Source organism: Nocardioides sp. Leaf307 (assembly GCF_001423135.1).
GTDB lineage: Bacteria > Actinomycetota > Actinomycetes > Propionibacteriales > Nocardioidaceae > Nocardioides > Nocardioides kribbensis.
Genome location: NZ_LMNY01000001.1, coordinates 908,715 through 932,083 on the forward strand (window position 1 = coordinate 908,715; position 23,369 = coordinate 932,083).

22 protein-coding genes and 1 tRNA gene are annotated in these 23,369 nt (G+C 74.1%); 10 read left to right on the forward strand and 13 right to left on the reverse strand.

Annotated elements, in window-relative coordinates:
- The first annotated feature begins 53 nt into the window (after positions 1-53).
- Complete coding sequence (locus ASF50_RS04270) at positions 54-1,763, forward strand: SpoIIE family protein phosphatase (protein WP_056903591.1); 1,710 nt, start codon at positions 54-56, stop codon at positions 1,761-1,763.
- Here ASF50_RS04270 and ASF50_RS18340 read toward each other — a convergent pair.
- The 6 genes from ASF50_RS18340 to ASF50_RS04295 form a co-directional block, all read right to left on the reverse strand.
- The gene (locus tag ASF50_RS18340; protein ID WP_082502745.1) at positions 1,694-2,323 is read right to left on the reverse strand and encodes a hypothetical protein; all 630 of its coding nucleotides are present in this window, start codon (positions 2,321-2,323) and stop codon (positions 1,694-1,696) included. The two genes, ASF50_RS04270 and ASF50_RS18340, sit on opposite strands and share 70 nt — an antisense overlap.
- A 40-nt stretch (positions 2,324-2,363) precedes the next feature.
- Positions 2,364-2,437 (reverse strand) — tRNA-Arg (locus ASF50_RS04275).
- 67 nt (positions 2,438-2,504) lie between these two features.
- Positions 2,505-3,566, reverse strand: a complete 1,062-nt coding sequence (locus tag ASF50_RS04280; RefSeq protein WP_235557550.1) for a zinc-binding dehydrogenase — start codon at positions 3,564-3,566, stop codon at positions 2,505-2,507.
- Between the two features lie 13 nt (positions 3,567-3,579).
- Positions 3,580-4,617, reverse strand: a complete 1,038-nt coding sequence (locus ASF50_RS04285; RefSeq protein WP_056863719.1) for a hemolysin family protein — start codon at positions 4,615-4,617, stop codon at positions 3,580-3,582.
- Entirely contained in the window at positions 4,614-5,981 is a 1,368-nt protein-coding gene (locus ASF50_RS04290) for a hemolysin family protein (RefSeq protein ID WP_082500316.1), read from the reverse strand. The genes ASF50_RS04285 and ASF50_RS04290 overlap by 4 nt, the downstream gene beginning before the upstream one ends.
- A 107-nt stretch (positions 5,982-6,088) precedes the next feature.
- Complete coding sequence (locus tag ASF50_RS04295) at positions 6,089-7,525, reverse strand: aminopeptidase P family protein (RefSeq protein WP_056903592.1); 1,437 nt, start codon at positions 7,523-7,525, stop codon at positions 6,089-6,091.
- 56 nt (positions 7,526-7,581) lie between these two features.
- Between ASF50_RS04295 and ASF50_RS04300 the strand changes: the two genes are divergently transcribed.
- From ASF50_RS04300 to ettA, 5 genes are all read left to right on the forward strand, one after another.
- Positions 7,582-8,703 (forward strand): PrsW family intramembrane metalloprotease, encoded by a 1,122-nt coding sequence (locus tag ASF50_RS04300; RefSeq protein WP_056903593.1) that lies wholly within the window; start codon positions 7,582-7,584, stop codon positions 8,701-8,703.
- Positions 8,700-10,466, forward strand: a complete 1,767-nt coding sequence (locus tag ASF50_RS04305; protein ID WP_228942283.1) for a dynamin family protein — start codon at positions 8,700-8,702, stop codon at positions 10,464-10,466. The genes ASF50_RS04300 and ASF50_RS04305 overlap by 4 nt, the downstream gene beginning before the upstream one ends.
- A gap of 79 nt (positions 10,467-10,545) precedes the next feature.
- A complete protein-coding gene (locus ASF50_RS04310; protein WP_056903594.1) occupies positions 10,546-12,186 on the forward strand; it encodes a GTPase in 1,641 nt (546 codons plus the stop codon).
- A 142-nt stretch (positions 12,187-12,328) separates the two neighbouring features.
- On the forward strand, positions 12,329-12,751 hold the full coding sequence (locus ASF50_RS04315) for a single-stranded DNA-binding protein (protein ID WP_235557551.1): 423 nt from the start codon (positions 12,329-12,331) through the stop codon (positions 12,749-12,751).
- 58 nt (positions 12,752-12,809) lie between these two features.
- Entirely contained in the window at positions 12,810-14,492 is a 1,683-nt protein-coding gene (gene ettA / locus ASF50_RS04320; protein WP_056863723.1) for an energy-dependent translational throttle protein EttA, read from the forward strand.
- A 36-nt stretch (positions 14,493-14,528) separates the two neighbouring features.
- Here the strand turns inward: ettA and ASF50_RS04325 are convergent, their stop codons facing one another.
- The 3 genes from ASF50_RS04325 to ASF50_RS04335 form a co-directional block, all read right to left on the reverse strand.
- Positions 14,529-15,047, reverse strand: coding sequence for a MarR family winged helix-turn-helix transcriptional regulator (locus ASF50_RS04325; protein ID WP_200919018.1), 519 nt, complete (start codon positions 15,045-15,047; stop codon positions 14,529-14,531).
- A gap of 92 nt (positions 15,048-15,139) precedes the next feature.
- Positions 15,140-16,354, reverse strand: a complete 1,215-nt coding sequence (locus tag ASF50_RS04330; RefSeq protein ID WP_056903595.1) for an acetyl-CoA C-acetyltransferase — start codon at positions 16,352-16,354, stop codon at positions 15,140-15,142.
- Positions 16,355-16,427: 73 nt separating this feature from the next.
- Positions 16,428-17,018: a TetR/AcrR family transcriptional regulator gene (locus tag ASF50_RS04335; RefSeq protein ID WP_056903596.1), complete on the reverse strand. Its 591-nt coding sequence runs from the start codon at positions 17,016-17,018 to the stop codon at positions 16,428-16,430.
- Between the two features lie 138 nt (positions 17,019-17,156).
- On the opposite strand from ASF50_RS04335, the gene ASF50_RS04340 reads away from it, so the two are divergent.
- Together ASF50_RS04340 and ASF50_RS04345 are read left to right on the forward strand one after the other, a co-directional pair.
- Positions 17,157-17,336 carry a hypothetical protein gene (locus ASF50_RS04340; RefSeq protein ID WP_056863726.1) on the forward strand — a complete coding sequence of 60 codons (180 nt, stop codon included), beginning with the start codon at positions 17,157-17,159 and terminating at the stop codon, positions 17,334-17,336.
- A 25-nt stretch (positions 17,337-17,361) separates the two neighbouring features.
- Positions 17,362-18,264, forward strand: coding sequence for an acyl-CoA thioesterase (locus ASF50_RS04345; RefSeq protein WP_056903597.1), 903 nt, complete (start codon positions 17,362-17,364; stop codon positions 18,262-18,264).
- 14 nt (positions 18,265-18,278) lie between these two features.
- Here the strand turns inward: ASF50_RS04345 and ASF50_RS04350 are convergent, their stop codons facing one another.
- From ASF50_RS04350 to ASF50_RS04370, 4 genes are all read right to left on the reverse strand, one after another.
- Complete coding sequence (locus tag ASF50_RS04350) at positions 18,279-19,457, reverse strand: NADH:flavin oxidoreductase (RefSeq protein WP_056903598.1); 1,179 nt, start codon at positions 19,455-19,457, stop codon at positions 18,279-18,281.
- A gap of 159 nt (positions 19,458-19,616) precedes the next feature.
- Complete coding sequence (locus tag ASF50_RS04355) at positions 19,617-20,171, reverse strand: RNA polymerase sigma factor (protein WP_056903599.1); 555 nt, start codon at positions 20,169-20,171, stop codon at positions 19,617-19,619.
- A 784-nt stretch (positions 20,172-20,955) separates the two neighbouring features.
- Positions 20,956-21,327 (reverse strand): globin, encoded by a 372-nt coding sequence (locus tag ASF50_RS04365; RefSeq protein ID WP_156697838.1) that lies wholly within the window; start codon positions 21,325-21,327, stop codon positions 20,956-20,958.
- Between the two features lie 34 nt (positions 21,328-21,361).
- Positions 21,362-22,387: a mechanosensitive ion channel family protein gene (locus ASF50_RS04370; RefSeq protein ID WP_082502747.1), complete on the reverse strand. Its 1,026-nt coding sequence runs from the start codon at positions 22,385-22,387 to the stop codon at positions 21,362-21,364.
- Between the two features lie 167 nt (positions 22,388-22,554).
- Here ASF50_RS04370 and ASF50_RS04375 point away from each other — a divergent pair, with 167 nt between their 5' ends.
- Together ASF50_RS04375 and ASF50_RS04380 are read left to right on the forward strand one after the other, a co-directional pair.
- Positions 22,555-22,920, forward strand: coding sequence for a hypothetical protein (locus tag ASF50_RS04375; RefSeq protein ID WP_056863732.1), 366 nt, complete (start codon positions 22,555-22,557; stop codon positions 22,918-22,920).
- Positions 22,907-23,293, forward strand: coding sequence for a DUF5130 family protein (locus tag ASF50_RS04380; RefSeq protein ID WP_056864551.1), 387 nt, complete (start codon positions 22,907-22,909; stop codon positions 23,291-23,293). Before ASF50_RS04375 ends, ASF50_RS04380 begins: the two co-directional genes overlap by 14 nt.
- The last annotated feature ends 76 nt before the right edge of the window (positions 23,294-23,369 follow it).

Sequence of the window (23,369 nt, forward strand, 5' to 3'; positions counted from 1 at the left end):
CACCTCGACCGGACGATGGCCGGGCCGCCCGCGCGTCTGCCTAGCCTGAGCCGATGGACCCCTTCGCCCACGCCGGTGCGCTGGCCGACGCCTACCGCGCGGTCGACTGGTCGCGTTCGCCCGTCGGGCACCCGTCCACGTGGAGCCCGACCCTGCTCCAGGCCCTCGAGACGGCGTGGAGCAGCCGCTTCCCGATCACGCTGATCTGGGGCCCGGAGCTGGTGCTGCTCTACAACGAGGCCTACGTCGCCCTCATCGGCGACAAGCACCCCGCCGCCCTGGGCGAGCGGACCCGCACGGTGTTCCCGGAGGCGTGGGACGGCATCGCGCCGCTGCTCGAGCAGGCGACGCGGGGGGAGGCCACGTGGAGCGCCGACGCCCTCATCCCGCTCGTGCGCCACGGGCACCTCGAGGACTGCTACTTCACCTTCTCCTACTCGCCGGTCCGCTCCGCGGCCGGTGTCATCGAGGGGGTCGTCGACATCTCGGTGGAGACGACCCGCCAGGTCGTCGACGCGCGGCGCCTGGCCCTGCTCTCCGAGCTCGGCATCGCCCTGAGCGGCTCCGCCTCGGCGACCCAGGTCGCGCAGCGCGCCGCCGAGGTGCTCGCCGGCGACCCCGCCGACCTGCCCGCGCTCGCGCTGCGGCTGCCGCGCTCGACCCCCGCCGCGGAGGCCGTGGACGAGGCCGGCGCGGGCGCGCCCGCGCTCCCGGCCGCCCCCTCCGCGCCGTGGGACGGCGACCGTCCGCTGCTGGAGCCGGTCGACGGGGGAGTGCTGGCCTGGCTGCCGGTGCGGGTCACCGGCGCGCGCAGCGAGCGGGGCGGCCACCTCGTCGTACGCCTCCCCCCGGCGCTGGCCGCCGACCCCGACCACCTCGCCTTCCTGGCCCTCGTGGCGCGCGCGGTCGAGCGCGCCCTCGACGCCGTCGCCGTCCTCGAGGCCGAGCGTCGGGCGGTGGCCGACGAGCGCCGTCTCTCCGAGGTGCTCCAGCACAGCCTGCTGACCCCGCCCGCCCAGCCCGCGGGCGTGGCGGTGGCCGTGCGCTACGAGCCCGCGGGCGAGCAGGCCAGCATCGGCGGGGACTGGTACGACGCGTTCGTGCTGCCCGACGGCGACCTGGTGGTCGCGATCGGCGACGTCGCCGGCCACGACCGCGACGCCGCAGCCCTCATGGGGCAGGCGCGCAACCTGCTGCGCGGGATCGCCTACGCCACCCAGGCCGCGGCGTCGCGGGTGCTGTCACTGCTCGACGAGGCGCTCGAGGGGCTCGGCCTCGACACCACCGCGACCGCCGTCGTCGCGCGGCTCGGGCCTCCCGTCGACCACGACGGCGTGCAGGGCCGCTCGCTGCGCTGGTCCAACGCCGGACACCCGCCGCCGCTGCTGCTCGGCGCCGACGGCCGGGTGCGGCTGCTGGACCACCGCAGCGACCTGCTGCTCGGCCTCGACCCGGCCGCCGCGCGTGCCGACCACGAGGTGCTGCTCGCGCCGGGCGACACGCTGGTCATGTGCACCGACGGCCTCGTCGAGCACCGACGCCAGCCGCTCGACGTCGGTCTGGGACGCCTCGCCGACCTCCTGCACGGCCAGCAGGACCTCGACGTGGAGACCCTCTGCGACCGGTTGGTGGCCGGGTCGGAGCGCCACACCGAGGACGACGTGGTCGTGCTGGTGGTGCGGGTGCTGGCCGGTCAGGGCAGCGAGAGCGACGCGGTGCGCCGGGTGACGTCGAGGCCGACCGGGTCCTCGGCGTCGTCGTAGGCCCTCACCCCGCGGCTCCACACCCGCAGCCGCACCTGGTCGACGTCGGCCCCGTCGGCCGCGCGCGCGAGGCACCGCACGGGGAGCCGGAAGCCGATCGTGTCGGCGGCCAGGTCGACGGTGACGGCGTCGCCCTTGCAGTCGGCGGCGGCGTTGCCGGCCACGAGCGTGGCGCTGGGGCCCGCGGCGGAGGGGGTGCGGGTGATGACGTAGGCGATGTCGGAGGGGGCGACCCCGGAGACCAGCACGCTGAGGTACTGCCTGTAGCGGCGCCCGCCGGGGTGCACCAGCGTGCGCAGGTCCTCGAAGCGCACGCGCCCAACGAGGGCCCGCGGCTGCTCGGCGGCCCGGAAGCCCACGCGGCGCACGTCGACGCTGGGGCGCAGCACGGTGTCGTCGGCCGCGGTCTGGGCGAGGTCGTCGGCCGGGTCCTGCCGCGACACGGCGGTGGGCTGCGGCGCCAGCGCGCCGACCGGGGGCGCCACGAGGCCGGCGAGCACCGCGGTGAGGAGGACGGTTACGAGCACGGGGACGAGCACGGCGGGGGGAGTGCGCAGCACCGTGGCCTCCGAGAGGGGTGGGTCGGTTCCGTGGACGGGGCGCCCCCGGCAGGACTCGAACCTGCGACCGGCGGATTAGAAGGCCGCTGCTCTATCCAGCTGAGCTACGGAGGCGTGGACCGGCCCGGGCCGGTCGGGCGTCAGTATGCCGCACCGGCGCGGCCGCCCGGTCGCGACCGGGTCAGGGCACGACGACGATCTTGCCGACGTGGCCGCGCTCGGCCAGCCGGGCCTGCGCGAGGGCCAGGTCCTCGAGGGCGAAGGTCTCGGCGACCACGGGTCGCACCAGGCCGCGCCGGGCGATGTCGACCAGGGCCGCGAAGACCCGCCGCGTGTGCATCGTCGAGCCCACCAGGGACAGGTCGGCCAGGTAGAGCCGGCGTACGTCGAGCCCGACGGCCCAGCCGTCGAGGGAGCCCGCCACGACCCACCGGCCGCCGCGGCGCAGCAGGTCGAGGCCCTCGGCGAGGAAGGGCCCGGCGACCACGTCGACCGCGGCGTCGTAGCCCTCGGGGGCGGCGGCCGCGGCGTCGGCGAGCACCTCCCCGCGCCCCCGGTCGACGACCACGTCGGCTCCGGCGGCGCGGACGGCCCGGGCCTTGCTGCCGCTGCACACCGCGACGACGCGCGCGCCGCGGGCGCGGGCCAGCTGCACCGCCGCGAGCCCGACCCCGCCGGAGGCGCCGGTGACCAGCACGGTGTGACCCTCGCCGACCCCGCCCCGCTCGAGCATGCCCAGGGCCGTGCCGTAGGCGATCGGCAGCGCGGCGAGCTCCACGTCGGACAGGGGCGAGTCGTCCACCCGGTGCGCGCACGCGGCGGGCACCACGACGTGCTCGGCGAAGCCCCCGTCGCGCTCGCTGCCCAGCACATCGACCACGGCGGCGTCGGGGCCCGGGTCGGCGTACAGGGCGGGGTCGAGCAGCACCCGTGCGCCCACGAGGTCGGGGGCGGTGCCGCTGCCGACCGCGACGACCGTGCCGGTCACGTCGGCGCCCTGCACGCGCGGGAAGTCGAGCGGGCCCAGCCAGCCGCCGCGGGCGTCGGGGTCCTCGGCCGAGGCGGCGTAGGAGCCCTCGCGGGTCCAGAGGTCGGTGTTGTTGCACCCGGCCGCCACGACCCGGACCAGCACGTCGTCGGGGCCGGGTCGCGGCAGGTCGACCTCGCGCAGCTCGATCGCGTCGAGGCCGCCGTGGTGGGTGATCACGGCGGCCCGCATCGAGGGACCGTCCGGCGAGGTCACGGGGCGGCCCGCCTCAGGCCGCGGTCATGTCGTTGATCTCGCCCACGAGCACCTCGATGGCGTCCTCGAGGAAGAGCAGGCCGTGGGTGCGGCCGTCGGCGTCCACCGACTTGGCGACGTGCGAGCCGTGCTGGCGCATGCGCGACAGGGCGTCCTCGAGCTCCACCTCGCGGGGGATGGCCACGAGACGGCGCAGGCGCTTGGCCGGCACCGGCACCTCGAAGTCGTCCAGCGGCAGCTCCATGACGTCCTTCATGTGCACGTAGCCCACGGGCTCGCCCGACTCGTCGGTGACGACGTAGCGGCTGAAGCCGTGCTGGACGACGGCGCGCTGCACGTCGAGCGGGGTCGCCGACGGCGGCAGGAGCACGAGGTCGGCCAACGGCACCTCGATGTCGGCGGCCAGCTTGTCGGTGAACTCGAAGGCGCCGGTGAGCGGGCCGGGGGCGTCGTCGAGGGTGCCCTCGCGGCGCGACTGCTCGACGATGCCGGCGACCTCCTCGAGGGTGAAGGTGCTGGTGGCCTCGTCCTTGGGCTCCACCCGGAAGAGGCGCAGCACGCCGTTGGCGATGGCGTTGAGCGTCCAGATCAGCGGCCGCACCACGCGGGAGACGAAGACCAGCGCCGGGGCGAGGATCAGCGCGGCGCGGTCGGGCACGGAGAAGGCGAGGTTCTTGGGCACCATCTCACCGAGCACGACGTGGAGGTAGGTCACCAGCAGCAGCGCGATGACGAAGGCCACGACGCTGATGACGTCGGCGGTGAGCGGTGTGAGGCCGAGGGGGTACTCCAGCAGGTGGTGGATCGCCGGCTCGGAGACGTTGAGGATGAGCAGCGAGCACACGGTGATGCCCAGCTGGCTGGTGGCCAGCATGAGGGTGGCGTGCTCCATCGCCCACAGGGTGGTCTTGGCGGCACGGCTGCCGGCCGCGGCGCGCGGCTCGATCTGCGAGCGGCGCGCGGAGATCACGGCGAACTCCGCGCCCACGAAGAACGCGTTGCCCGCCAGCAGGACGACCAGCCAGACCAGGCCGGGGAGGTACTCGCTCATGCGTGCTCCTGGGCGATCGGGTCGGCGCCCTCGCGGGCGGCTGCGGTGCCGGCTGCGGCGTCGGCGGGGACCGGGTCGTCGGGCACGTAGCGCACCCGGGTCACCCTGTTCTCCTCCGCGCGCTCGACGCGCAGCAGGCCGCCGTCGACGACGACCTCGTCGCCGGCCTCGGGGATGCGGCCCAGCTCGGCGGACAGGAAGCCCGCGACGGTGTCCCAGTCCTCGCCCTCGGGCACGGCCACGCCGGCGCGGCTGAGCAGCTCGTCGGGACGCCAGGTGGCGTCGAAGGTGATCGAGCGGCCGCGCCGCGTCAGGGCGGAGTGGTAGCGGTCGTGCTCGTCCTCGAGCTCGCCGATGAGCTCCTCGACGAGGTCCTCCATGGTGACGATGCCGGCGGTGCCGCCGTACTCGTCGGTGACGACGGCGATCTGGAGCCCGCCGCCGCGCAGCTGGTCGAGCAGTGCCGTGGCGCCCAGGGTCTCGGGCACGCGCAGCGGCTCGATCATCAGGTCGGCGGCCGTGGTGGAGCCGCGGGCCTCGAGGTCGACGGCGAAGGCCGCCTTGACGTGCAGGAAGCCGACGATGTCGTCGGGGCCCTCCTCGATGACCGGCAGCCGTGAGTGACCGGTGGCCGCGGCCACCGCGATCACCTCCGCGGCGCTCGCCCCGGCCTCGACCGACGACATCCGGATGCGCGGGGTCATGACGTCGGAGGCGTCGCGCTCGGTGAAGCGCAGGCTGCGGTCGAGCAGCGTCGCGTCATCCTCCTCGAGCAGACCGGCCGAGGCGGAGTGACGGATCAGGTAGGTCAGCTCGTCGGCGCTGCGCGCACCGCTCAGCTCCTCCTGCGGCTCCACGCCCATGGAGCGGATCAGGCCGTTGGCGGTGTTGTTGAGCAGCATGACCACCGGCTTGAACACGGTGGTGAACGCCGTCTGGAAGGGCACGACGGCCTTGGCGGTGGCCAGGGGCACCGCGAGGGCGAAGTTCTTGGGCACGAGCTCGCCGATCACCATCGAGAAGAGGGTGGCGAGCAGGATGCCGATGACCGCCCCGACGCCGACGACGGCGGCGTCGGGCACCCCGAGGCCGCCGAGGGGCTCCTCGAGCAGCGAGCTGACAGCCGGCTCGAAGGTGTAGCCGGTCAGCAGCGTCGTCAGCGTGATGCCCAGCTGCGCGCTCGACAGGTGGGTCGAGGTGATCCGCAGGGCCTTGATGGTGGTGCCCAGGCGCTGCTCACCGCCGGCCTGGCGCTTCTCGAGGTCGTGCCGGTCGAGGTTGACCAGGGCGAACTCCGAGGCGACGAAAAGCCCGGTCCCCACGGTCAGGACCAGGCCGATGCCCAGCATGAACCACTCGTTCACGCGCTCCACCTCCTGACATCCCCAGGGCTCGGGACATGGTCGTCAGGAGGGTTCGGACTTCGTGGTGTGTCATCCATGGTGGGCCCAGCCTAACGGGCCGCGGCGGCTCAGCCGATGAGGCCGCCCATCCAGTCCTCGACGTCGCCCGAGGAGCGCGGCAGCGCGGCGGAGAGGTTGCGCGAGCCGTCGGCGGTGATGAGGATGTCGTCCTCGATGCGGATGCCGATGCCGCGCAGCTCCTCGGGCACGAGGAGGTCGTCCTCCTGGAAGTACAGGCCGGGCTCCACGGTCAGCACCATGCCCTCGGCCAGGTCGCCGCGGGGGTAGACGTCGATCGAGGAGCGGCCGCAGTCGTGGACGTCCATGCCGAGCATGTGGCTGGTGCCGTGGAGGGTCCAGCGCGAGTAGACCTTGCTCTGCAGGTCGAGCGCCTCCTCGGCGCTCACCGGCAGCAGGCCCATGTCCTCCAGGCCGTGGGCCAGCACGTCCATCGCGGCCTCGTGGGCCACCAGGAAGCGCGCTCCCGGGCGCAGCGCGTCGATGCCGGCCTGCTGGGCGGTGAAGACGAGGTCGTAGAGCTCGCGCTGCACGGTGGTGAAGCGGCCGTCGACGGGCAGGGTGCGGGTGACGTCGGCGGTGTAGAGGTTGCCCCCCTCCACACCCATGTCGAGGAGCACCAGCTCGCCGGGGGTGATCGGCCCGGAGTTCTCGATCCAGTGCAGCGTCGTGGCGTGGCGGCCGCCGCCGACGATGGAGTCGTAGCCGATGTCGTTGCCCATGGCGCGGGCACGGCGGAAGAAGGTGCCCTCGATCCAGCGCTCGCCGTACTCCCTCACCCGGGGCCACTCGCGCACCGAGTCCTCGAACCCGAGCGTGGTGATGTCGCACGCCTCCTGCAGCTGGGCGACCTCCCAGTCGTCCTTGACCAGCCGCAGCTCGGAGGCCACCCGGGCCAGGTCGTCCTCGAGTGCGGCCTCGGCGGCCAGCATCCGGTCGACGGCGGGGGAGACCCCGCGGTGCACCCGGGTCTTGGTGGTGCCCTGGGTCAGGTCGCCCTGGAGACGGTCGATGTGGCGCACCTCGAGGCCCAGCGACGACGACATCTCGTGCAGCGAGGGACGACGACCGGCCCACAGCTCGCCGTACTGCCGGTCGCGGAAGAACTCGTCGGTGTCGCGCGAGGAGCGGGGGCGGGCGTAGAGCACGTGCTCGTCGTCGTGGACCACCAGGACCGCGTCGCTGGTCTGGTTGCCCGAGAAGTAGGTGTGGGCGGTGTCGGGCCGGAAGCGGTAGTCGGTGTCGTTGGAGCGCACCTTGAAGCCGCCGGCCGGGAGCACCAGCCGCTCGCCCGGGAAGGCCTCGGCCAGCCGCGTGCGGCGCTGGGCGGCCAGGGCGGCCACGGGGTGCAGCGGCAGGTCGAGCTCGCGGTCGCCCCAGCCGGTGCGCATGAAGGCGGCGTAGGCCTCGGGCACGGCCGGGTCGTGCGACTCCGTGGCGGGCGTCGCGCTCGCGGTCTGCTCGGGGCTGGTGGTCTCCTCGCTCATGGGCTCACCCTACGCGCCGAGGGAGGGCGGAGCGGCTGCCCGATAGGCTGCGGGCCATGCCCGGAGCCCGTCGCGACAGTGTCGCCTTCACGGTGCTCGTCACCGTGCTGGTGGTGCTCGCCGCGCTCCCCGTGCTGCTGGTGATCGCCCTGTCGGGCGCGCCCTCGTCGCTCGTGCTGGCCACCGCGCTGGCGGCCCTGCCCGTGGTGCCCCTGGTGGCCTGCTACCTCTGGCTCGACCGCTACGAGCCCGAGCCGCGGGCCCTGCTGCTCCTGGGCCTGTTGTGGGGCGGCTTCGTCGCCACCGCGGCGGCGCTGCTGGTGCAGGGCGTCGGCGGGCTGGTCGTCGGGTTCACCGACGCCGCCAGCCTGGCGGTGGTGGCTCCGCTGACCGAGGAGGCGACCAAGGGCGCCTTCCTCGTGCTGCTGCTGTGGTGGCGCCGCGCGGAGCTCGACGGCGTCCTCGACGGGATCGTCTACGCCGGCATGGTCGGCGTCGGCTTCGCCTTCGTCGAGAACATCCTCTACCTCGCGGCGGCCTACAACGGCACCGACGGCACCGGCCCCGGCGGCACCGAGGCGCTGACGACGACCTTCGTGCTGCGCTGCCTCTTCGGCCCCTTCGCCCACCCGCTCTTCACCGCCTTCACCGGCATCGGGGTCGGGCTCGCGGTCGGCTCGCGCAGCGGCGCCGTGCGTGTGGTCGCCCCGGTGGTCGGCTTCTCGCTGGCGGTCGTGGCGCACGGGCTGTGGAACGGCTCGACGCTCTACGGCTTCGGCGGGTTCGTTGTGGTCTACGTCGTGCTCATGCTCCCGGCGCTCGTCGGCCTGCTGGTCCTCGCCGTGTGGGCGCGCAGCCGGGAGTCGCGCATGCTCGCCGCCGCCCTCGGCGACGCCGCGAGCCGCGGGCTGGTGCCGGCCACCGACATCGGGTGGGTCGTCGACCTGCGGGCCCGGCGCGAGGCCCGTGCCTTCGCCCGCCGGCGCGGGGGAGCGCAGGCCGAGCGGGCCATGCGCGACTACCAGCAGGCGGCGATCGAGCTCGGTTTCCTCCATCACCGCTTCCTGCGCGGCACCCCACCGCCAGACTTCGCAGCACGAGGACAGCACTACGTCGCCCGCATCGGCGCCGTCAGGCCGTTCATCGCCTTTCCAGGACAGGTGGTTCCGACCCGATGACAGCCCCGACCGACGCCGGCGCGACGCCCGGCGGCCCCCGCCGCGGCGGATCCGACGACGCCCAGATGCTCACCGCGCTCGTGCGCCTGCGGGGTGCCCTCCAGGCCGCCGAGCTGCCCCTGGAGGTGCCCGGCGTGGAGGCGCAGCGGGCGGCCCGACGCGAGATGGTCGACCAGCTGGAGGACTACGTCATCCCGCGGGTGATGACGATCGACGCGCCGATGCTGACCGTCGTCGGCGGCTCGACCGGCGCCGGCAAGTCGACGCTGGTCAACTCGCTGGTCGGCACCCGCGTCACCCAGCCGGGGCTGCTGCGCCCGACCACGCGCTCGCCGGTGCTGGTGCACCACCCCGACGACGCCGAGTGGTTCGGCCAGGACCGCCTCCTGCCCGACCTCGCCCGGGTCGCCCACAGCACCGACGACCCCGACGCGCTGCAGCTGGTGCCCTCCGAGCTCATCCCCTCGGGCCTGGCGATCCTCGACGCGCCCGACGTCGACTCGGTCGAGGAGCGCAACCGGACCCTGGCCGCCCAGCTGCTCGCCGCGGCCGACATGTGGCTCTTCGTGACCTCCGCGGCCCGCTACGCCGACCAGGTGCCGTGGGACTCGCTGCGCGGCGCGGCCGACCGCGCCACCGCGGTGGCGATCGTGCTCGACCGCACCCCGCCCGAGGCGGTGCAGACGGTCGCGGCCCACCTGGCCCGGATGCTGGCCTCGCGGGGTCTGAAGGACTCGCCGATGTTCATCGTGCACGAGGGCCCGGTCGACGAGGCCGGCCTGCTCCCGCCGGCGCACGTGGCCGACATCCGCGGCTGGCTCGACTCGCTGGCCCACGACTCCGAGGCCCGGGCCGCGGTGGTCAAGCAGACCCTCGACGGGGCGATCCGGGCGCTCACGCACCGCGTGCACCCGGTGGCCGACGCCGCCGCCGAGCAGCTCGCCGCCGCCCGCACCCTGCGCGAGGACGTCGACCGCGCCTACGACGCCGCGGTGCTCGCGGCCACCACCGCCACCGCCGACGGCACCCTCCTGCGCGGCGAGATCCTCGCGCGCTGGCAGGAGTTCGTCGGCACCGGGGAGCTGCTGCGCTCGCTGGAGAACCGCGTCGGGTGGATCCGCGACCGCGTCGTCAACGCCGTCAAGGGCAAGCCCCAGCAGGCCGAGCGGGTCACGGTGGCGGTGGAGTCCGGCCTGGAGATGCTCGTGCTCGAGCACGCCGAGGCCGCCGCCGAGCGCGCCGAGACCGCCTGGAAGCAGCTCAACGCCGGTCAGGGCCTGCTCGACCGGCCCGACGTCGACCTGGGCCGTGCCTCGCGCGACCTGCGGCGTCGCGCGGAGGTGTCGGTGCGCGAGTGGCAGGACGAGGTGCTCGCGATGGTGCGGGCCGAGGGCGCCGACAAGCGCTCGACGGCACGCTTCCTGGCCTTCGGTGTCAACGGGCTGTCGGTGGCCCTCATGGTCGTGGTCTTCTCCAGCACCGGCGGCGTGACGGGGGCCGAGGCCGGCATCGCCTCGGGCTCGGCGGTGCTCGGGCAGAAGCTCCTCGAGGCCGTCTTCGGGGAGCAGGCCGTGCGTGGCCTCGCCGAGCGGGCGCGCCGCCGTCTCGAGGAGCGCGTGCGCACGCTGCTCGAGGGCGAGCGGGCGCGCTGGGTCGCGGTGCTCGACGGGCTCGAGCTCGTGCCGGGCGCCGGCGAGGGCCTGCGGGTCGCCGCCCGCCGGGTCGACGACGTGCGCTACTCCTCGGCGCAGCCCCGGTCCTGACCTACTCCGCACGCGGGCGGGTGCGACCCCCTAGGGTGGTGGCGGAGTTCGACGAGACCGTGCGGGTGAGTGGGAGAAGATGACGTCCTTGCTGGAGGGGGCCAAGAAGCTGGCCACCCGGGGCACCGACATCGGGGCTCGGATCGAGGGTCTCGCCGAGGCGGCCGAGGCCGCGCGCGGCAGGCTCGACGACGCCCTGGTGCGGGAGACCGAGGAGGTCGTCGAGCGCGCCGCGGGCCGGCTGCGCCTCTCGGCCACCCACACCGTGGTCGGCATCGCCGGAGCCACCGGGTCGGGCAAGTCCTCCACCTTCAACGCCCTGACCGGGCTGGAGCTCTCCGCCGTCGGGGTCCGCCGGCCCACCACCTCCTGGGCCACCGCCTGCGTGTGGGGCAGCGACGGGGCCGAGGAGCTGCTGTCGTGGCTCGGCATCCCGCCGCGCCACCAGACGACGCGCGACTCCATGCTCGACACGCGGCGCGAGTCCAACGCCCTCGACGGCGTGGTGCTGCTCGACCTGCCCGACCACGACTCCACCGAGGTCGCGCACCACCTCGAGGTCGACCGCCTGGTCAAGCTGGCCGACATGCTGGTGTGGGTCCTCGACCCGCAGAAGTACGCCGACGCCGCCATCCACGACCGCTACCTCGCCCCCCTCGCGACCCACGAGGGCGTCATGGTCGTCGTGCTCAACCACATCGACAGCGTGCCGGTCGAGCGCCGCCAGTCGATGCTCGACGACGTGCGGCGCCTCCTCGACGCCGACGGCCTGCCCGGCGTGCCCGTGATCGGCATCAGTGCCCGCGAGGGCCTGGGGGTCGAGGAGCTGAAGGCCGAGATCGGTCGGCGGGTCTCCGAGAAGGCCGCCACCCGCACCCGGCTCGAGGCCGACGTGCGCGCCGCGGCGGCCCGGCTGGAGGCCGCCGGCGGGAGCGGTCGCACGCGCGCCCTGCCCGCGGCGCGCGTGGAGTCGATGGAGTCGGCCCTCGCCGAGGCCGCCGGCGTCACCACCGTGGTCGACGCCGTCGAGCGCTCGACCCGCCTGCGCGCCGCGGCCGCGGCGGGCTGGCCGGTCGTCTCCTGGACCCACCGCTTCCGCAAGGACCCCCTCGCCCGGCTCGGGCTCGAGCTGGGTGCCGACGCCGCGGCGCTGCGCGGCAGCCGCCGGGCCGTGCCCGAGGCGAACGCCGTGCAGCGGGCCCGGGTCGACAACGAGGTGCGCGCCCTGGTCGACGACGTGTCGACCGGGCTCCCGCAGCCCTGGACGGAGTCGATCCGGCGCGCCTCGGTGGCCCGGCTGCCGGAGATCGGCGACCGTCTCGACGCCGCGGTCGGCTCCGTCGACCTCGACGCCGCCCGGATGCCCGCATGGGCCGGGGCGGTGCGGGCGCTCCAGTGGCTCCTGCTCCTCGCCGCGGGCGTCGGACTCGTGTGGAGCGTGGCCGCCGGGCTGTCGGGCTCGCTGCCCGACACCGTGGCCGTCGCCGGCATCGCGCTGCCCCTCGTGCTCCTCATCGGTGGCGTGGCCCTGGGCGTGCTGCTCGCCCTGGGCTGCCGCGGCCTGGTCGCCGGCACGGCCCGCAGTCGCGCGGAGGCCGCCGACCGGCGGCTGCGCGAGGCGGTCTCGGGGGTCTCCACCGAGCTGGTGGTGCGCCCGGTCGAGGCCGAGCTCGCGGCCTACACCCGGCTGCGCCACGGGCTCGACGCGGCCCAGCGCTGACCACGAGTCGTCCACACGGGCGCGTGAGGGTCCGTCCGTCCCCAGGCCCGGCCCGAGGCGCTGCGGAGGTCGGCGCCGCGGCGTTCGCTTGTCCCCACGGGCCGCCCCGAGGCGGCGGCCACCGAGGGACGAGGAGACTCCCGTGCTGAACGAGACCATGCTGACCCTGCAGGGCTGGGTCGGGGGCGAGGTGACCCTGCGCCACGCCGGTGAGGCGCCGGTGGCCGGCTTCCGGCTCGCCGTGACCCCGCGCCGCTTCAACCGCCGGTCGGGGGAGTGGGGCGACGGGCCGACGGTGTGGTACTCGGTCAACGCCTGGCGGGGCCTGGCCGACAACGTCGCGACCTCGGTGCGCCGCGGCGACCCGGTCGTGGTGCACGGGCGTCTCACCACGTCGTCGTGGGTCAACTCCGCGGGCGTCGAGGTCACCTCGATGGAGGTCGACGCCGTGCTCGTCGGCCACGACCTGACCCGTGGCACGAGCAGCTTCGCGCGCACGCCCCGTCCGGCCTCGAGCGCCGCCGGGGCCGAGGAGGCCGCGGCCGGCGACGGCGTGGCGGCCTGAGCCGCCGGCGGGGCCCGGGGTGCCCGGACGCCCGGGCAACCCCGTAGGCTCGGGGACCATGGCGGAATATGTCTTCACCCTGCGCAACGTGCGCAAGGCCCACGGCGACAAGGTCGTCCTCGAGAACGTCACCCTCTCCTTCCTCCACGGCGCCAAGATCGGCGTCGTGGGGCCCAACGGCACGGGCAAGTCGTCGCTGCTCAAGATCATGGCCGGTCTCGACCAGCCCAACAACGGCGACGCGATCCTCGACCCGCAGGCCACGGTCGGCATGCTCCAGCAGGAGCCGCCGCTGAGCGAGGGCAAGACGGTGCTGGAGAACGTCGAGGAGGCGGTGGCCGAGACCAAGGCCAAGATGGCCCGGCTCGACGAGCTCTACATGATGATGGGCGACCCCGACGCCGACCAGGACAAGGTCGCCACCGAGGCGGGCGACCTGCAGACCGAGCTCGACGCGGCCAACGTGTGGGACCTCGACAGCCGGCTCGAGCAGGCCATGGACGCCCTGCGGTGCCCGCCGCCGGACGCCATCGTCGACAACCTCTCCGGCGGCGAGCGCCGCCGGGTGGCGCTGTGCAAGCTGCTGCTCCAGCAGCCCTCGCTGCTGCTGCTCGACGAGCCCACCAACCACCTCGACGCCGAGTCGGTGCAGTGGCTGGAGGGACACCTCAAGGACTACCCCGGCGCCGTCCTGGCCATCACCCACGACCGGTACTTCCTCGACAACGTCGCCGAGTGGATCCTCGAGCTCGACCGCGGCCAGGCCCACGGCTACGAGGGCAACTACTCCAAGTACCTCGAGACCAAGAAGGAACGTCTCAAGATCGAGGGGCAGAAGGACGCCAAGCGCGCCAAGATGCTGGAGAAGGAGCTGGAGTGGGTCCGCTCCAACGCCAAGGCCCGCCAGACCAAGAGCCGCTCCCGTCTCGCACGCTACGAGGAGATGGCGGCCGAGGCCGACCGGATGCGCAAGATCGACACCTCCGAGATCAACATCCCCGCCGGCCCGCGGCTGGGTGACATCGTCCTGGAGGCCGACCACCTCACCAAGGGCTTCGAGGGGCGCACCCTCATGCACGACCTCTCCTTCTCGCTGCCGCGCGCGGGCATCGTCGGCGTCATCGGCCCCAACGGCGTGGGCAAGACGACGCTGTTCCGCATGATCACCGGCGGCGAGGAGCCCGACGAGGGCGCCCTCAAGGTCGGCACCACGGTCAAGCTGTCCTACGTCGACCAGAGCCGCGGCGGCATCGACCCGAACAAGAACGTCTGGGAGGTCGTGTCCGACGGCCTGGACTTCGTCAAGGTCGCCAACTTCGAGATGAACTCGCGCGCCTACGTCGCGTCGTTCGGCTTCAAGGGCCCCGACCAGCAGAAGAAGGCCGGCGTGCTCTCCGGCGGGGAGCGCAACCGGCTCAACCTCGCGCTGACGCTGAAGATGGGCGGCAACCTGCTGCTGCTCGACGAGCCCACCAACGACCTCGACGTGGAGACCCTGTCCTCGCTCGAGGACGCCCTGCTCGACTTCCCCGGCTGCGCCGTGGTCACCTCGCACGACCGGTGGTTCCTCGACCGCATCGCCACCCACATCCTCGCCTGGGAGGGCGACGACGAGGACAGCGCGAAGTGGTTCTGGTTCGAGGGCAACTTCGCGGCCTACGAGGAGAACAAGATCGAGCGTCTCGGAGCCGAGGCGGCCCGGCCCCACCGGGTCACCCACCGCCGCCTCACGCGCGACTGACGCGCCACCGACGAGCGACCCACCGGGTCGCCGGGCTCAGCGGATGTCCATCTCCGGGTGCCCGGCGACCAGGTGGTCGGCGACGACGTTCATGACCCGCCCGACGGCGGCGAGGTCGTCGGCGTCGGCGAGGTCGACCAGGTGCTCGCGCACGCCCGCGACGTGCATCGGGGCCGCCTGGCGCAGGACGTCGAGGCCCCGCTCGGTGAGCGAGGCGAGGATGCCGCGGCCGTCCTCGGGCGAGGACACCCGCTCGACGAGCCCGGCGCGCTCCATCCGGGCGACGGTGTGGGTGACCCGGCTGCGGCTGTGGGCCATGGCGTCGGCGAGCTGGGCCATGCGCAGGCGTCCGTCGCGCTCGGAGAGCCGCACCAGGATCTCGTACTCGGTCAGCGACAGGTCGAAGCCGCGTCGCAGGTCGTCGTCGAGCCGCGCCATGAGCAGCGTGTGGCCGACGAGGAGGGCGCGCCACGAGCGCTGCTGCGACTGGTCGAGCCAGCGCGGCTCGGCCGTCACGGGATCGCTGTCGGGCGCGGTGCGGTGCTCGGTCGTCATTCGACGGAGTCTAGGAGAGCCGCACCGCGGCCGCGGCACCCGAGACCGACTCGTGACGCACGAGCCGGCCGGGTGCCGCGGACCGGGGCGGGTCAGACGCGCTCGAGGATGAGGGCCATGCCCTGGCCGCCGCCGACGCACATCGTGATGAGGCCGGTGGTCTTGTCGTGCCAGTCGAGGCTGTTGATCATCGTGTTCTGCAGCCGGGCCCCGGTCATGCCGAAGGGGTGGCCGACGGCGATGGCGCCGCCGTTGACGTTGAGGCGGTCGATGTCGATGCCCAGGTCCTGGTAGGACGGCACGACCTGGGCGGCGAAGGCCTCGTTGATCTCGACCAGGTCGATGTCGCCGATGCTCATGCCGGCGTACTTCAGGGCGTTGCGGGTGGCCTCGACGGGGCCGAGGCCCATGATCTCGGGCGACAGGCCGCTCACGCCGGTGGAGACGATGCGCGCGAGCGGGGTGAGGCCGAGCTCGGCGGCCTTGGTGTCGGACATGATGACGACCGCGGCGGCGCCGTCGTTGAGCGCGCAGCAGTTGCCGGCGGTGACCACGCCGTCGGGGCGGAAGACCGGCTTGAGGTCCTTGATCGCGTCGTAGGTGACGCCGGCGCGGGGGCCGTCGTCGGTGCTGACCACGGTGCCGTCGGGGGTCGTGACGGGAGTGATCTCGCGGGCCCAGAAGCCGTTGTCGATCGCCTTCTCGGCGAGGTTCTGCGAGCGCACGCCGAACTCGTCGAGCTCCTGGCGCGACAGGCCGCGCAGGCGGGCGACGTTCTCGGCGGTCTGGCCCATCGCGATGTAGGCGTCGGGGAGCAGGCCGTCCTCGCGCGGGTCGTGCCAGTCCACGCCGCCCTCGGCGGTCTTCGCGGTGCGCGACTGCGCGTCGTCGAAGCGCGGGTTGACGGTGTGGGGGATGTGGTCGGAGGTGCCCTTGGCGAAGCGGGAGACGGTCTCCACGCCGGCGGAGACGAAGATGTCTCCCTCGCCGGCCTTGATGGCGTGGAAGGCCATCCGGGTGGTCTGCACCGAGGAGGCGCAGTAGCGGGTGACGGTGGCGCCGGGCACGGCGTCCATGCCGTTGAGCACGTTGACGACGCGGCCCATGTTGTTGCCCGACTCGCCGCCGGGCAGGCCGCAGCCGAGGTAGAGGTCGTCGACGGTGTTGGGGTCGAGCCCCTCGATCTTGTCCAGCGCGGTCTTGACGATCAGGGCGCTGAGGTCGTCAGGACGGAAGTCCTTGAGCGAGCCCTTGTTGGCGCGCCCGATGGGGCTGCGGGCGACGGAAACGATGACGGCCTCGGGCATGCGGGACTCCGGTCTGGTGTGGGTTACTGGCGGGTAATGCTGCCGGATCCACCCTAGACCCCTCGTCCAGCGCTCAGGCGCAGGTGAGCGCGTCGGTGACCAGCGTGAGGGTGCGGGCCAGCCAGGCGCGGCGCTCGTCGTCGGGGCGCAGGAGGGCGGCGGCGAGGATCCCGTCGTAGGCCGCGACCAGCGCGTCGGCCCGCTCGGTGCTGTGGGGCCGGCCCGCCGCGGCCAGGATGGCGTCGACCACGTCGACGAGGCGGGCGCGCCAGGGCGCGAGCTGCTCGGCGATCGCGGGGTCGCGGGTGGCGGCGGTGGACAGCTCGAGGCTGACGACCACGAGGTCGCGCCGGTCGACCCAGCGCTGCATCAGGGCCATCGCCAGGTCGAGCGCCGGTCCGGGTGGTGCGCCCTCGGCGCGCGGGGGCAGCGCGGCCACCTGCGCCGCGAGGTCCTCGACGTCGGCGGCCATGCTGCCGGCGACGTGCTCGGTGAGGGCGTCCCGCAGGGCCCTGCTGGTGCGCAGGTAGGCCGAGCAGCTGCCCTCAGCGATCCCGGCCTCCCGGTCCACCGCCCGGTGGGTCAGGCCGCGCAGGCCCTCGCGGGCGACCACGGCGGTCGCGGCCTCCGCCAGCTGCCGACGCCGCGGGGTCGGGTCGGGCATGGCGGCTCCTGCGGCGGGTGGGTGCGGCGGGTGGGTGTGGCGGGTGAGCGGCGACACTACCCGGCGCCGTTGCGGGCCGCGGGGCTGCGGCGTACCTTCTACATCAGTAGAAGTTCTACACCTGTAGAAGGAGTCCTCATGGAACTGCTCAGCCCCGCCGCCGTCGCCGTCCTGTGGGCCGTGGTCGCCGTCGGCGTCCTCGGCGGCCTGCTCGCCGTGGGCGTCCTCGGCCACACCGTCCTGCGCCACCGCCACGTGCGGGTCGCCCGCCACCTGGGCCTGCGCGAGTACTACGGCGGGCTCGTGCTCAGCCACTGAGCGCCGCGTCTGGCAGAGTCGCCCCGTGCGTCACCTCTACGAGTGCCAGCTGCGCTGGGCCGACCTGGACCTGCTGGGCCACGTCAACAACGTGGTCTACGTCGACTACCTCCAGGAGGCCCGGGTCGACATGCTCCGGACCCACCGCCCCGCGCGGGAGGACGGCGCCGACGCGACCGCGGGCCTCGTGGAGGGACTCGTGGTGGTGCGCCACCGGGTCACCTACGTCGAGCCGCTCACCTTCCGCTTCACCCCCGTGCGCATCGAGTGCTGGGTCACCGAGGTCCGCGCGGCCACCTTCACGATGGCCTACGAGGTCTTCGACGAGACGCCCGAGGGGCGCCGCGTCTACGTGCGCGCCACGACCGTGCTGACGCCGTTCGTCTTCTCCGAGGAGCGACCCCGTCGTCTCACCGCCGCCGAGCGCGAGGTGCTGGCCGGCTTCCGGGAGGAGGGCGACGCCGTCGAGCGGCCGGCCCGCACCCCGGCGCGCGAGGAGGACCTGGGGCACTTCCCGCTCCAGGTGCGCTTCAGCGACGTCGACGTCTACGGCCACGTCAACAACGTGAAGTACTTCGAGTACCTCCAGGAGTCGCGCATCGCCATGCTGGCCCGGTTGTGGGGCGCCGCGCCGGGGGAGGACTCGCGCGCCAGCCTGGTCGTCGCGCAGATCGACGTCGACTACCGCGTGCCGATCCTCTTCCGCCCCGAGCCCTACGACGTGTGGAGCTGGTTCTCCCACGTGGGACGCAGCTCGTCGGTGGTGGAGAGCGAGATCCGCGACGGCGACACCGTGCTGGCCCGGGCCCGCGTCGTGCTGGTCTTCTTCGACACCGCCACGGGTCGCTCCGTGCAGCCGAGCGAGGAGGTGCGAGCGCCGTTGCTCGCCGCCCTCGACGGCTCCTGGACCGCGCGCCCGACCGGCTGAGTCCGCCCGGGCCCTCAGCCGGCCACCCGGAGGTCGGGCGCCGGTGCCGAGGGGGCGGGGAGGCCGATGCTCGCGTCGTGGCCGCGGAAGTTGCGCAGCCACCACGCCCAGTCCGCCGGCACCAGGCCGAAGGGGTCCTCGTGGCCCAGCTCCCGCGCGGCCCAGACCGGCCAGTGCGGGTTCGACAGGGCGGGCCGGCCCAGGAAGGCCAGGTCGATGGCCCCGCTGGCGATCGCGGCCGCGGCGTTCTGCGGCACGCCGAGGTTCCAGCTCGTGGCGACGGGGATGTCCACCTCGCGCTTGATGCGGGCGGCCCGCTCGAGCATGAAGCCCCTGTCGCCGAGCGGGGGCTCGACCATGTCGTCGGTGTTGAAGCCGATGCTCACGTCGGCCAGGTCGAGCCCGTGCTCCTTCATCCAGCCGATCGCCTCGATGGAGTCCTCGAGCCGGATGCCGTCGGGGTGCAGGTCGTCGACCCCCAGACGCATGGTGAGCGGGTACTCCTCGGGCCAGACCTCGCGGACGGCGTCGAGGGCCTCGAGCAGGAAGCGCGCCCGGTTGCGCACGCTGCCGCCGTACTCGTCGGTGCGCTGGTTGGCCAGCGGGGAGAAGAAGCTCGCGGCCAGGTAGCCGTGGGCGAAGTGCATCTCCAGCCACTGGTAGCCGGCGTCGAGGGCGCGCCGCGCGGCGTCGGCGTAGCTGCGGTGCAGGTCGGCGATCTCGGCGACGGTGAGCGGGTGGACGGGGTAGGAGTGGTCGCCGCCGTAGGGGATCGCGTCGGGGGCCACGCAGGTCCAGCCGTCGGGGTGGTCGGGCGGCAGCGCCTTCCACGAGCCCTGCTCGTTGACGCCCTTGTGGGGCGGCAGCTCGCTGCCCTTGCGTCCGGTGTGGCCCAGCTGGATCCCGGGCACCGCCCCCATCCGGCGGATCATCGCGGTGACCCGTGCGTGCCCCTCGACCTGCTCGTCGCTCCACAGGCCCGCGCACGACGTCGTGGTGCGGCCGTCGGGGGTGATGGCGACCTGCTCGGGGAAGACCAGCCCGAAGCCCCCGGCGGCCCGGGCGCCGAGGTACATCGTGTGGTAGTCGTCCATGCGGCCGTCGACGGAGTTGTACATCGTCATCGGTGACATCACGATGCGGTTGCGCAGCGTCACGCCCTTCAGTGCGTACGGCGAGAACAGGTCGGCCATGGGTGCCCCTCGGTCCGGCGGTCGGTGGACCTGCAGTCGACCACCCGTGCCGCCGCCCGGGTGTTTCGCCCGTGGCCGGCCCCCGTCACGTTTCCCTCACGGCCTCACGGCCTCACCGACACAGCCCCGGCCGGGGTCGCGCCCGGGGCGACGGGTGGGTCAGGGGCGCGGGCGGACGCCCGCGAGGTCGGGCTGGTCGCGCAGCCGGCGCAGCCCGCGGTGGCGGGCCACCCGCACCGCGACGGCGCTGATGCCGAGGGCCTGGGCCGTGGTGGCGACGTCGAGCCCGACGACCTCGGTGCAGGCCACGACGTCGCGCTCGCGCGGCGGCAGCCGCTGGAGCACCTGCCGCGCCCAGTCGATCGCCACGCGCGACTCCTCGGGACCCTCGTGGTGGCTCGTCTCGGGCGGGGCCTCGGTGGGGGTGGTGCCGCGGCGGGCGCTGCGCCGGTGCAGGTTCAGCCCGACCCGGCGTGCGATGCCGAAGAGCCATCCCGCGAACTCCTCGTCGTCACCGTCGAACTCCGCGATCCGGCGCGCGGCCACCAGCCAGGCCTCCGCCGCGACGTCGTCGGCGCTGACGGCGGCGTCGCCGGTGGGGCGGGTGCCGAGCCACACCACGAGACGCCCGGCGTGGGCGCGGTAGAGGGCACGCCAGGCCTCGGCGTCGCCCGTGCGGGCACGCCGGACGAGGTCGTCGGTGGGGGTCGTCACCCGAGCGGCCCCGCGTCGCCGACGGAAGTCCGCAGGGGGCCTCGGACGGAGGCGCCGACCGAGGCGCTGGCAGAGGCGCTGGCAGAGGCGCTGGCGGAGGCGCTGGCGGAGGCGCCGACCGACGGCTTCCCGGTCGTCTTCCCGCCCGGCGGGCGGCTCCCGGCTCCGGGAGCGATGTCGGAGGGCGTGGGGAGGTCGCTGGGCGTTGGCACCGACGAGCCGGGCGGTGACGTGCCGGGGGACCCGCCCGGCGACGTCGACCCCGACGGCCGCGGCGACCCGGCGCCGTCGTCCTGAGACTGCGACGGCGGCGCCGGGCTGCTCCCGCTCCCAGGTCCAGGGGGACCACCTGGGCGCGTCGCCCCGCCGGTGGTCGGCGACGGGGACGGTGTGGTGCCGGGCGTGCCCGGGGCGCTCGGCGACGGGGACGGGCCGGGCTCCGGCTCGCCGAGGGGTGAGCCACCCGGGAGCGCGCCGGCGAGCCAGGCGGTCGCGGTGAGCACCGCGGCCGCCAGGGCGGTCACGACCGCGACCCGCCAGCCGCTGCGCGGCAGGTCGCTCGTGCCCGTCGCCCCGCTCTCCCGGGCGAGGAGGGCCAGCTGCTCCACGAACCAGTCCTCGGGCTCGAGGTCGGGCGCCGGGACCCGCAGGTCGCGTCGGTCCATCTCGCCTCCTCGGCTCGGGCTGGGTGCTGTGCCGGCACCCCCTACCTGTCACGGCGGCGGGGCGGCGTTACACGGTGCGGTCCCCGAACCTAGATCGTCGTGCGCTCCCGCGGGGGACTTCACTCCAAGGTGTTGACCATGAACTGGGCGGCGTGGGTGACGTACTCCCAGAACTGCGCGTCCTGCTCCGGGGTGAGGTCGACCGCGTCGAGCCCGGCGCGGAAGTGGGTCAGCCAGTGGTCGCGGGCCTCGGGGGTCACGGCGAAGGGCGCGTGGCGCATGCGCAGGCGCGGGTGACCTCGGGTGTCGGAGTAGGTGGTCGGGCCGCCCCAGTACTGCACGAGGAAGAGCAGGAAGCGCTCCTCCGCCGGCCCGAGGTCCTCCTCGGGGTAGAGCGGGCGCAGCACCTCGTCCTCGGCGACGCCCTCGTAGAACGTCGCCACGATGCGCCGCATCGTCTCGAGGCCGCCGATCTCGTCGTAGAACGTCACGGGACCATCCTCGCGCCTCGGGCCGGCGGGCGGCTCACTCGGGGGCCTGCTGGCCCGCCGCGGTCGCCCTCTGCTCCTCGCGGTGCCACACCACGCGCTGGGGGAAGGGGATCTCGATGCCCTCGTGGTCGAAGCGCGCCTTGATCCGCTGGCGCATCTCGCGGGCGATGGCCCACTGCTCGCCGGGGGCCGTCTTGAGCGCGACCCGCACCGAGATCCCGTCGATCCCGAGGTCCTGGACGCCCCAGACCGACGGCTCCTCGATCACGCGCCCCGTGAAGTCCTCGTCCTCCCACACGTCGTGGGCCACGTCCTCGAGCACGCGGCGGACCTTGACCAGGTCCTCCTGGTAGCCGACCTGGATGTCGAGCACCGTGCGCGCCCAGTTCTGGCTCATGTTGCCCACGCGCAGGATCTCGCCGTTGCGGACGTACCAGACGGTGCCGTTGATGTCGCGCAGTCGCGTGACCCGCAGGCTGACCGCCTCGACCACGCCCACGGCCTCGCCGAGGTCGACCTCGTCGCCCACGCCGTACTGGTCCTCGAAGATCATGAAGATGCCGGACAGGAAGTCCTTGACCAGCGACTGGGCGCCGAAGCCGATGGCGACGCCGAGGATCCCGGCGCTGGCGATGATGGGGGCGATGTTGACGCCGATCTCGCTCAGCATCATGGTGCCGACGACGGCGAGCACCAGCCCGGTGATGATCGACTTGAGCAGGCTGCCCATGGTCTTGGCCCGCTGCACCCGGCGCGTGCTCGCGGCGACGTCGGTGCGGGTGGGCGCGCCACCCGCCTTGCCGCCCCGGCCGTGGATGCGCGAGAGGCGCCCGACCCGGTCGGGCAGCACGCCGTCGGCGGCACGCAGCACGATCCGGTCGACCGCGCGGTGGGCCAGCCAGCGGATCACCAGGCCGAGGACGAAGAGGCCGACCAGGGCCGAGGGCTTGCCGATGACGAGGTCGGAGATCCGGGCCAGGGTGTCGTTATCGGTCTGGTCGAGCACGAAGTCGCAGACCTGTTGGCCTTCTTCGCAGGGGGGCGTGGCAAGAGCGAACATGGCGCCCAGTAAACACACGTCACCGGGAGTCCTCGACCCGGCGGAGGGGGCTCGTCACCACCCCACCCACCCGTACGCCGTGCCTGCGGCCCGCGCCGCCGGCGGATGTGACCCAGTCGACCCGGTCCGCGTCCGGGTGGGCGTCGGCGAGCCGATATCCTCGTGGTGTGACGCATCACCTCGCCGCCCTGCTCCGTCGGTCCGCCGTGGTCGGCACGACCGCCCTCGTCGGTGTGCTCGGGGGCGTGGCCCTGGCCGGCCCGGCCTCCGCCGACGTGCCGGTCGGCTGGTCCGACCCCGACGCGGTCGACCCGCTGCACGCGATCCTCGTGCTCGGCGGCATCCCGCTCCTCATGCTGATCGCCCTCGTGGCGATGATCTACGTGCCGCCGCTGGTGCGGGGCGAGCGGATCGCCCCGGGGGCCCCGCCGGTGCAGAACCAGTGGATCGGCGGTCCCCGCAAGACCACCGCCGAGCTGGCCGCGCCCGACACCGACGAGTCGCAGGCCGGTGGCGCACGTGCCCGCTGGTGACCCGTTCTCCCACGCCGAGCGCGCCGCGCTCGACGAGGCCGTGCGTCGTGCCGAGGAGCTGAGCCGGGTCGAGTTCTCGGTCTTCGTCGGCAACGTCGAGGGCGAGTCGCGGGCCTTCGCCACGCGGCTGCACAACTCCCTGGTCGCTCCCTCGCGCAGTGTGCTGATCATGGTCGACCCGACGCTGCGCGTGCTGGAGATCGTCACCGGCGGCTACGTGCGCCGCACGCTGTCGGACAAGCAGGTCGAGCTGGTCGCGCTGCACATGCAGGCCGACTTCGCCACCGGCGACCTCGTGGGCGGCCTGCGCGCCGGCATCCGGATGCTCGCCGACTACGCCCGCCCGCAGAACACGCTGCACGCCGGCGCCTGATCGCAGCCAGAGCACCGCTCGAGCACCGCCTGAGCACGCAGAAGGCCCCCACCGCGACGCGGTGGGGGCCTTCTGC

Bases quoted from the DNA above. Each gene is read 5' to 3' on its own strand.
- ASF50_RS04325 (WP_200919018.1), bottom strand. From the start codon at position 15,047: ATGACGACCGAGCACCGCACCGCGCCCGACAGCGATCCCGTGACGGCC.
- ASF50_RS04295 (WP_056903592.1), bottom strand. From the start codon at position 7,525: ATGAGCGAGGAGACCACCAGCCCCGAGCAGACCGCGAGCGCGACGCCC.
- ASF50_RS04305 (WP_228942283.1), top strand. From the start codon at position 8,700: ATGACAGCCCCGACCGACGCCGGCGCGACGCCCGGCGGCCCCCGCCGC.
- ASF50_RS04350 (WP_056903598.1), bottom strand. From the start codon at position 19,457: ATGGCCGACCTGTTCTCGCCGTACGCACTGAAGGGCGTGACGCTGCGC.
- ASF50_RS04340 (WP_056863726.1), top strand. From the start codon at position 17,157: ATGGAACTGCTCAGCCCCGCCGCCGTCGCCGTCCTGTGGGCCGTGGTC.
- ASF50_RS04285 (WP_056863719.1), bottom strand. From the start codon at position 4,617: ATGAGCGAGTACCTCCCCGGCCTGGTCTGGCTGGTCGTCCTGCTGGCG.
- ASF50_RS04270 (WP_056903591.1), top strand. From the start codon at position 54: ATGGACCCCTTCGCCCACGCCGGTGCGCTGGCCGACGCCTACCGCGCG.
- ASF50_RS04300 (WP_056903593.1), top strand. From the start codon at position 7,582: ATGCCCGGAGCCCGTCGCGACAGTGTCGCCTTCACGGTGCTCGTCACC.
- ASF50_RS04370 (WP_082502747.1), bottom strand. From the start codon at position 22,387: ATGTTCGCTCTTGCCACGCCCCCCTGCGAAGAAGGCCAACAGGTCTGC.
- ASF50_RS04335 (WP_056903596.1), bottom strand. From the start codon at position 17,018: ATGCCCGACCCGACCCCGCGGCGTCGGCAGCTGGCGGAGGCCGCGACC.
- ASF50_RS04310 (WP_056903594.1), top strand. From the start codon at position 10,546: ATGACGTCCTTGCTGGAGGGGGCCAAGAAGCTGGCCACCCGGGGCACC.
- ASF50_RS04330 (WP_056903595.1), bottom strand. From the start codon at position 16,354: ATGCCCGAGGCCGTCATCGTTTCCGTCGCCCGCAGCCCCATCGGGCGC.
- ettA (WP_056863723.1), top strand. From the start codon at position 12,810: ATGGCGGAATATGTCTTCACCCTGCGCAACGTGCGCAAGGCCCACGGC.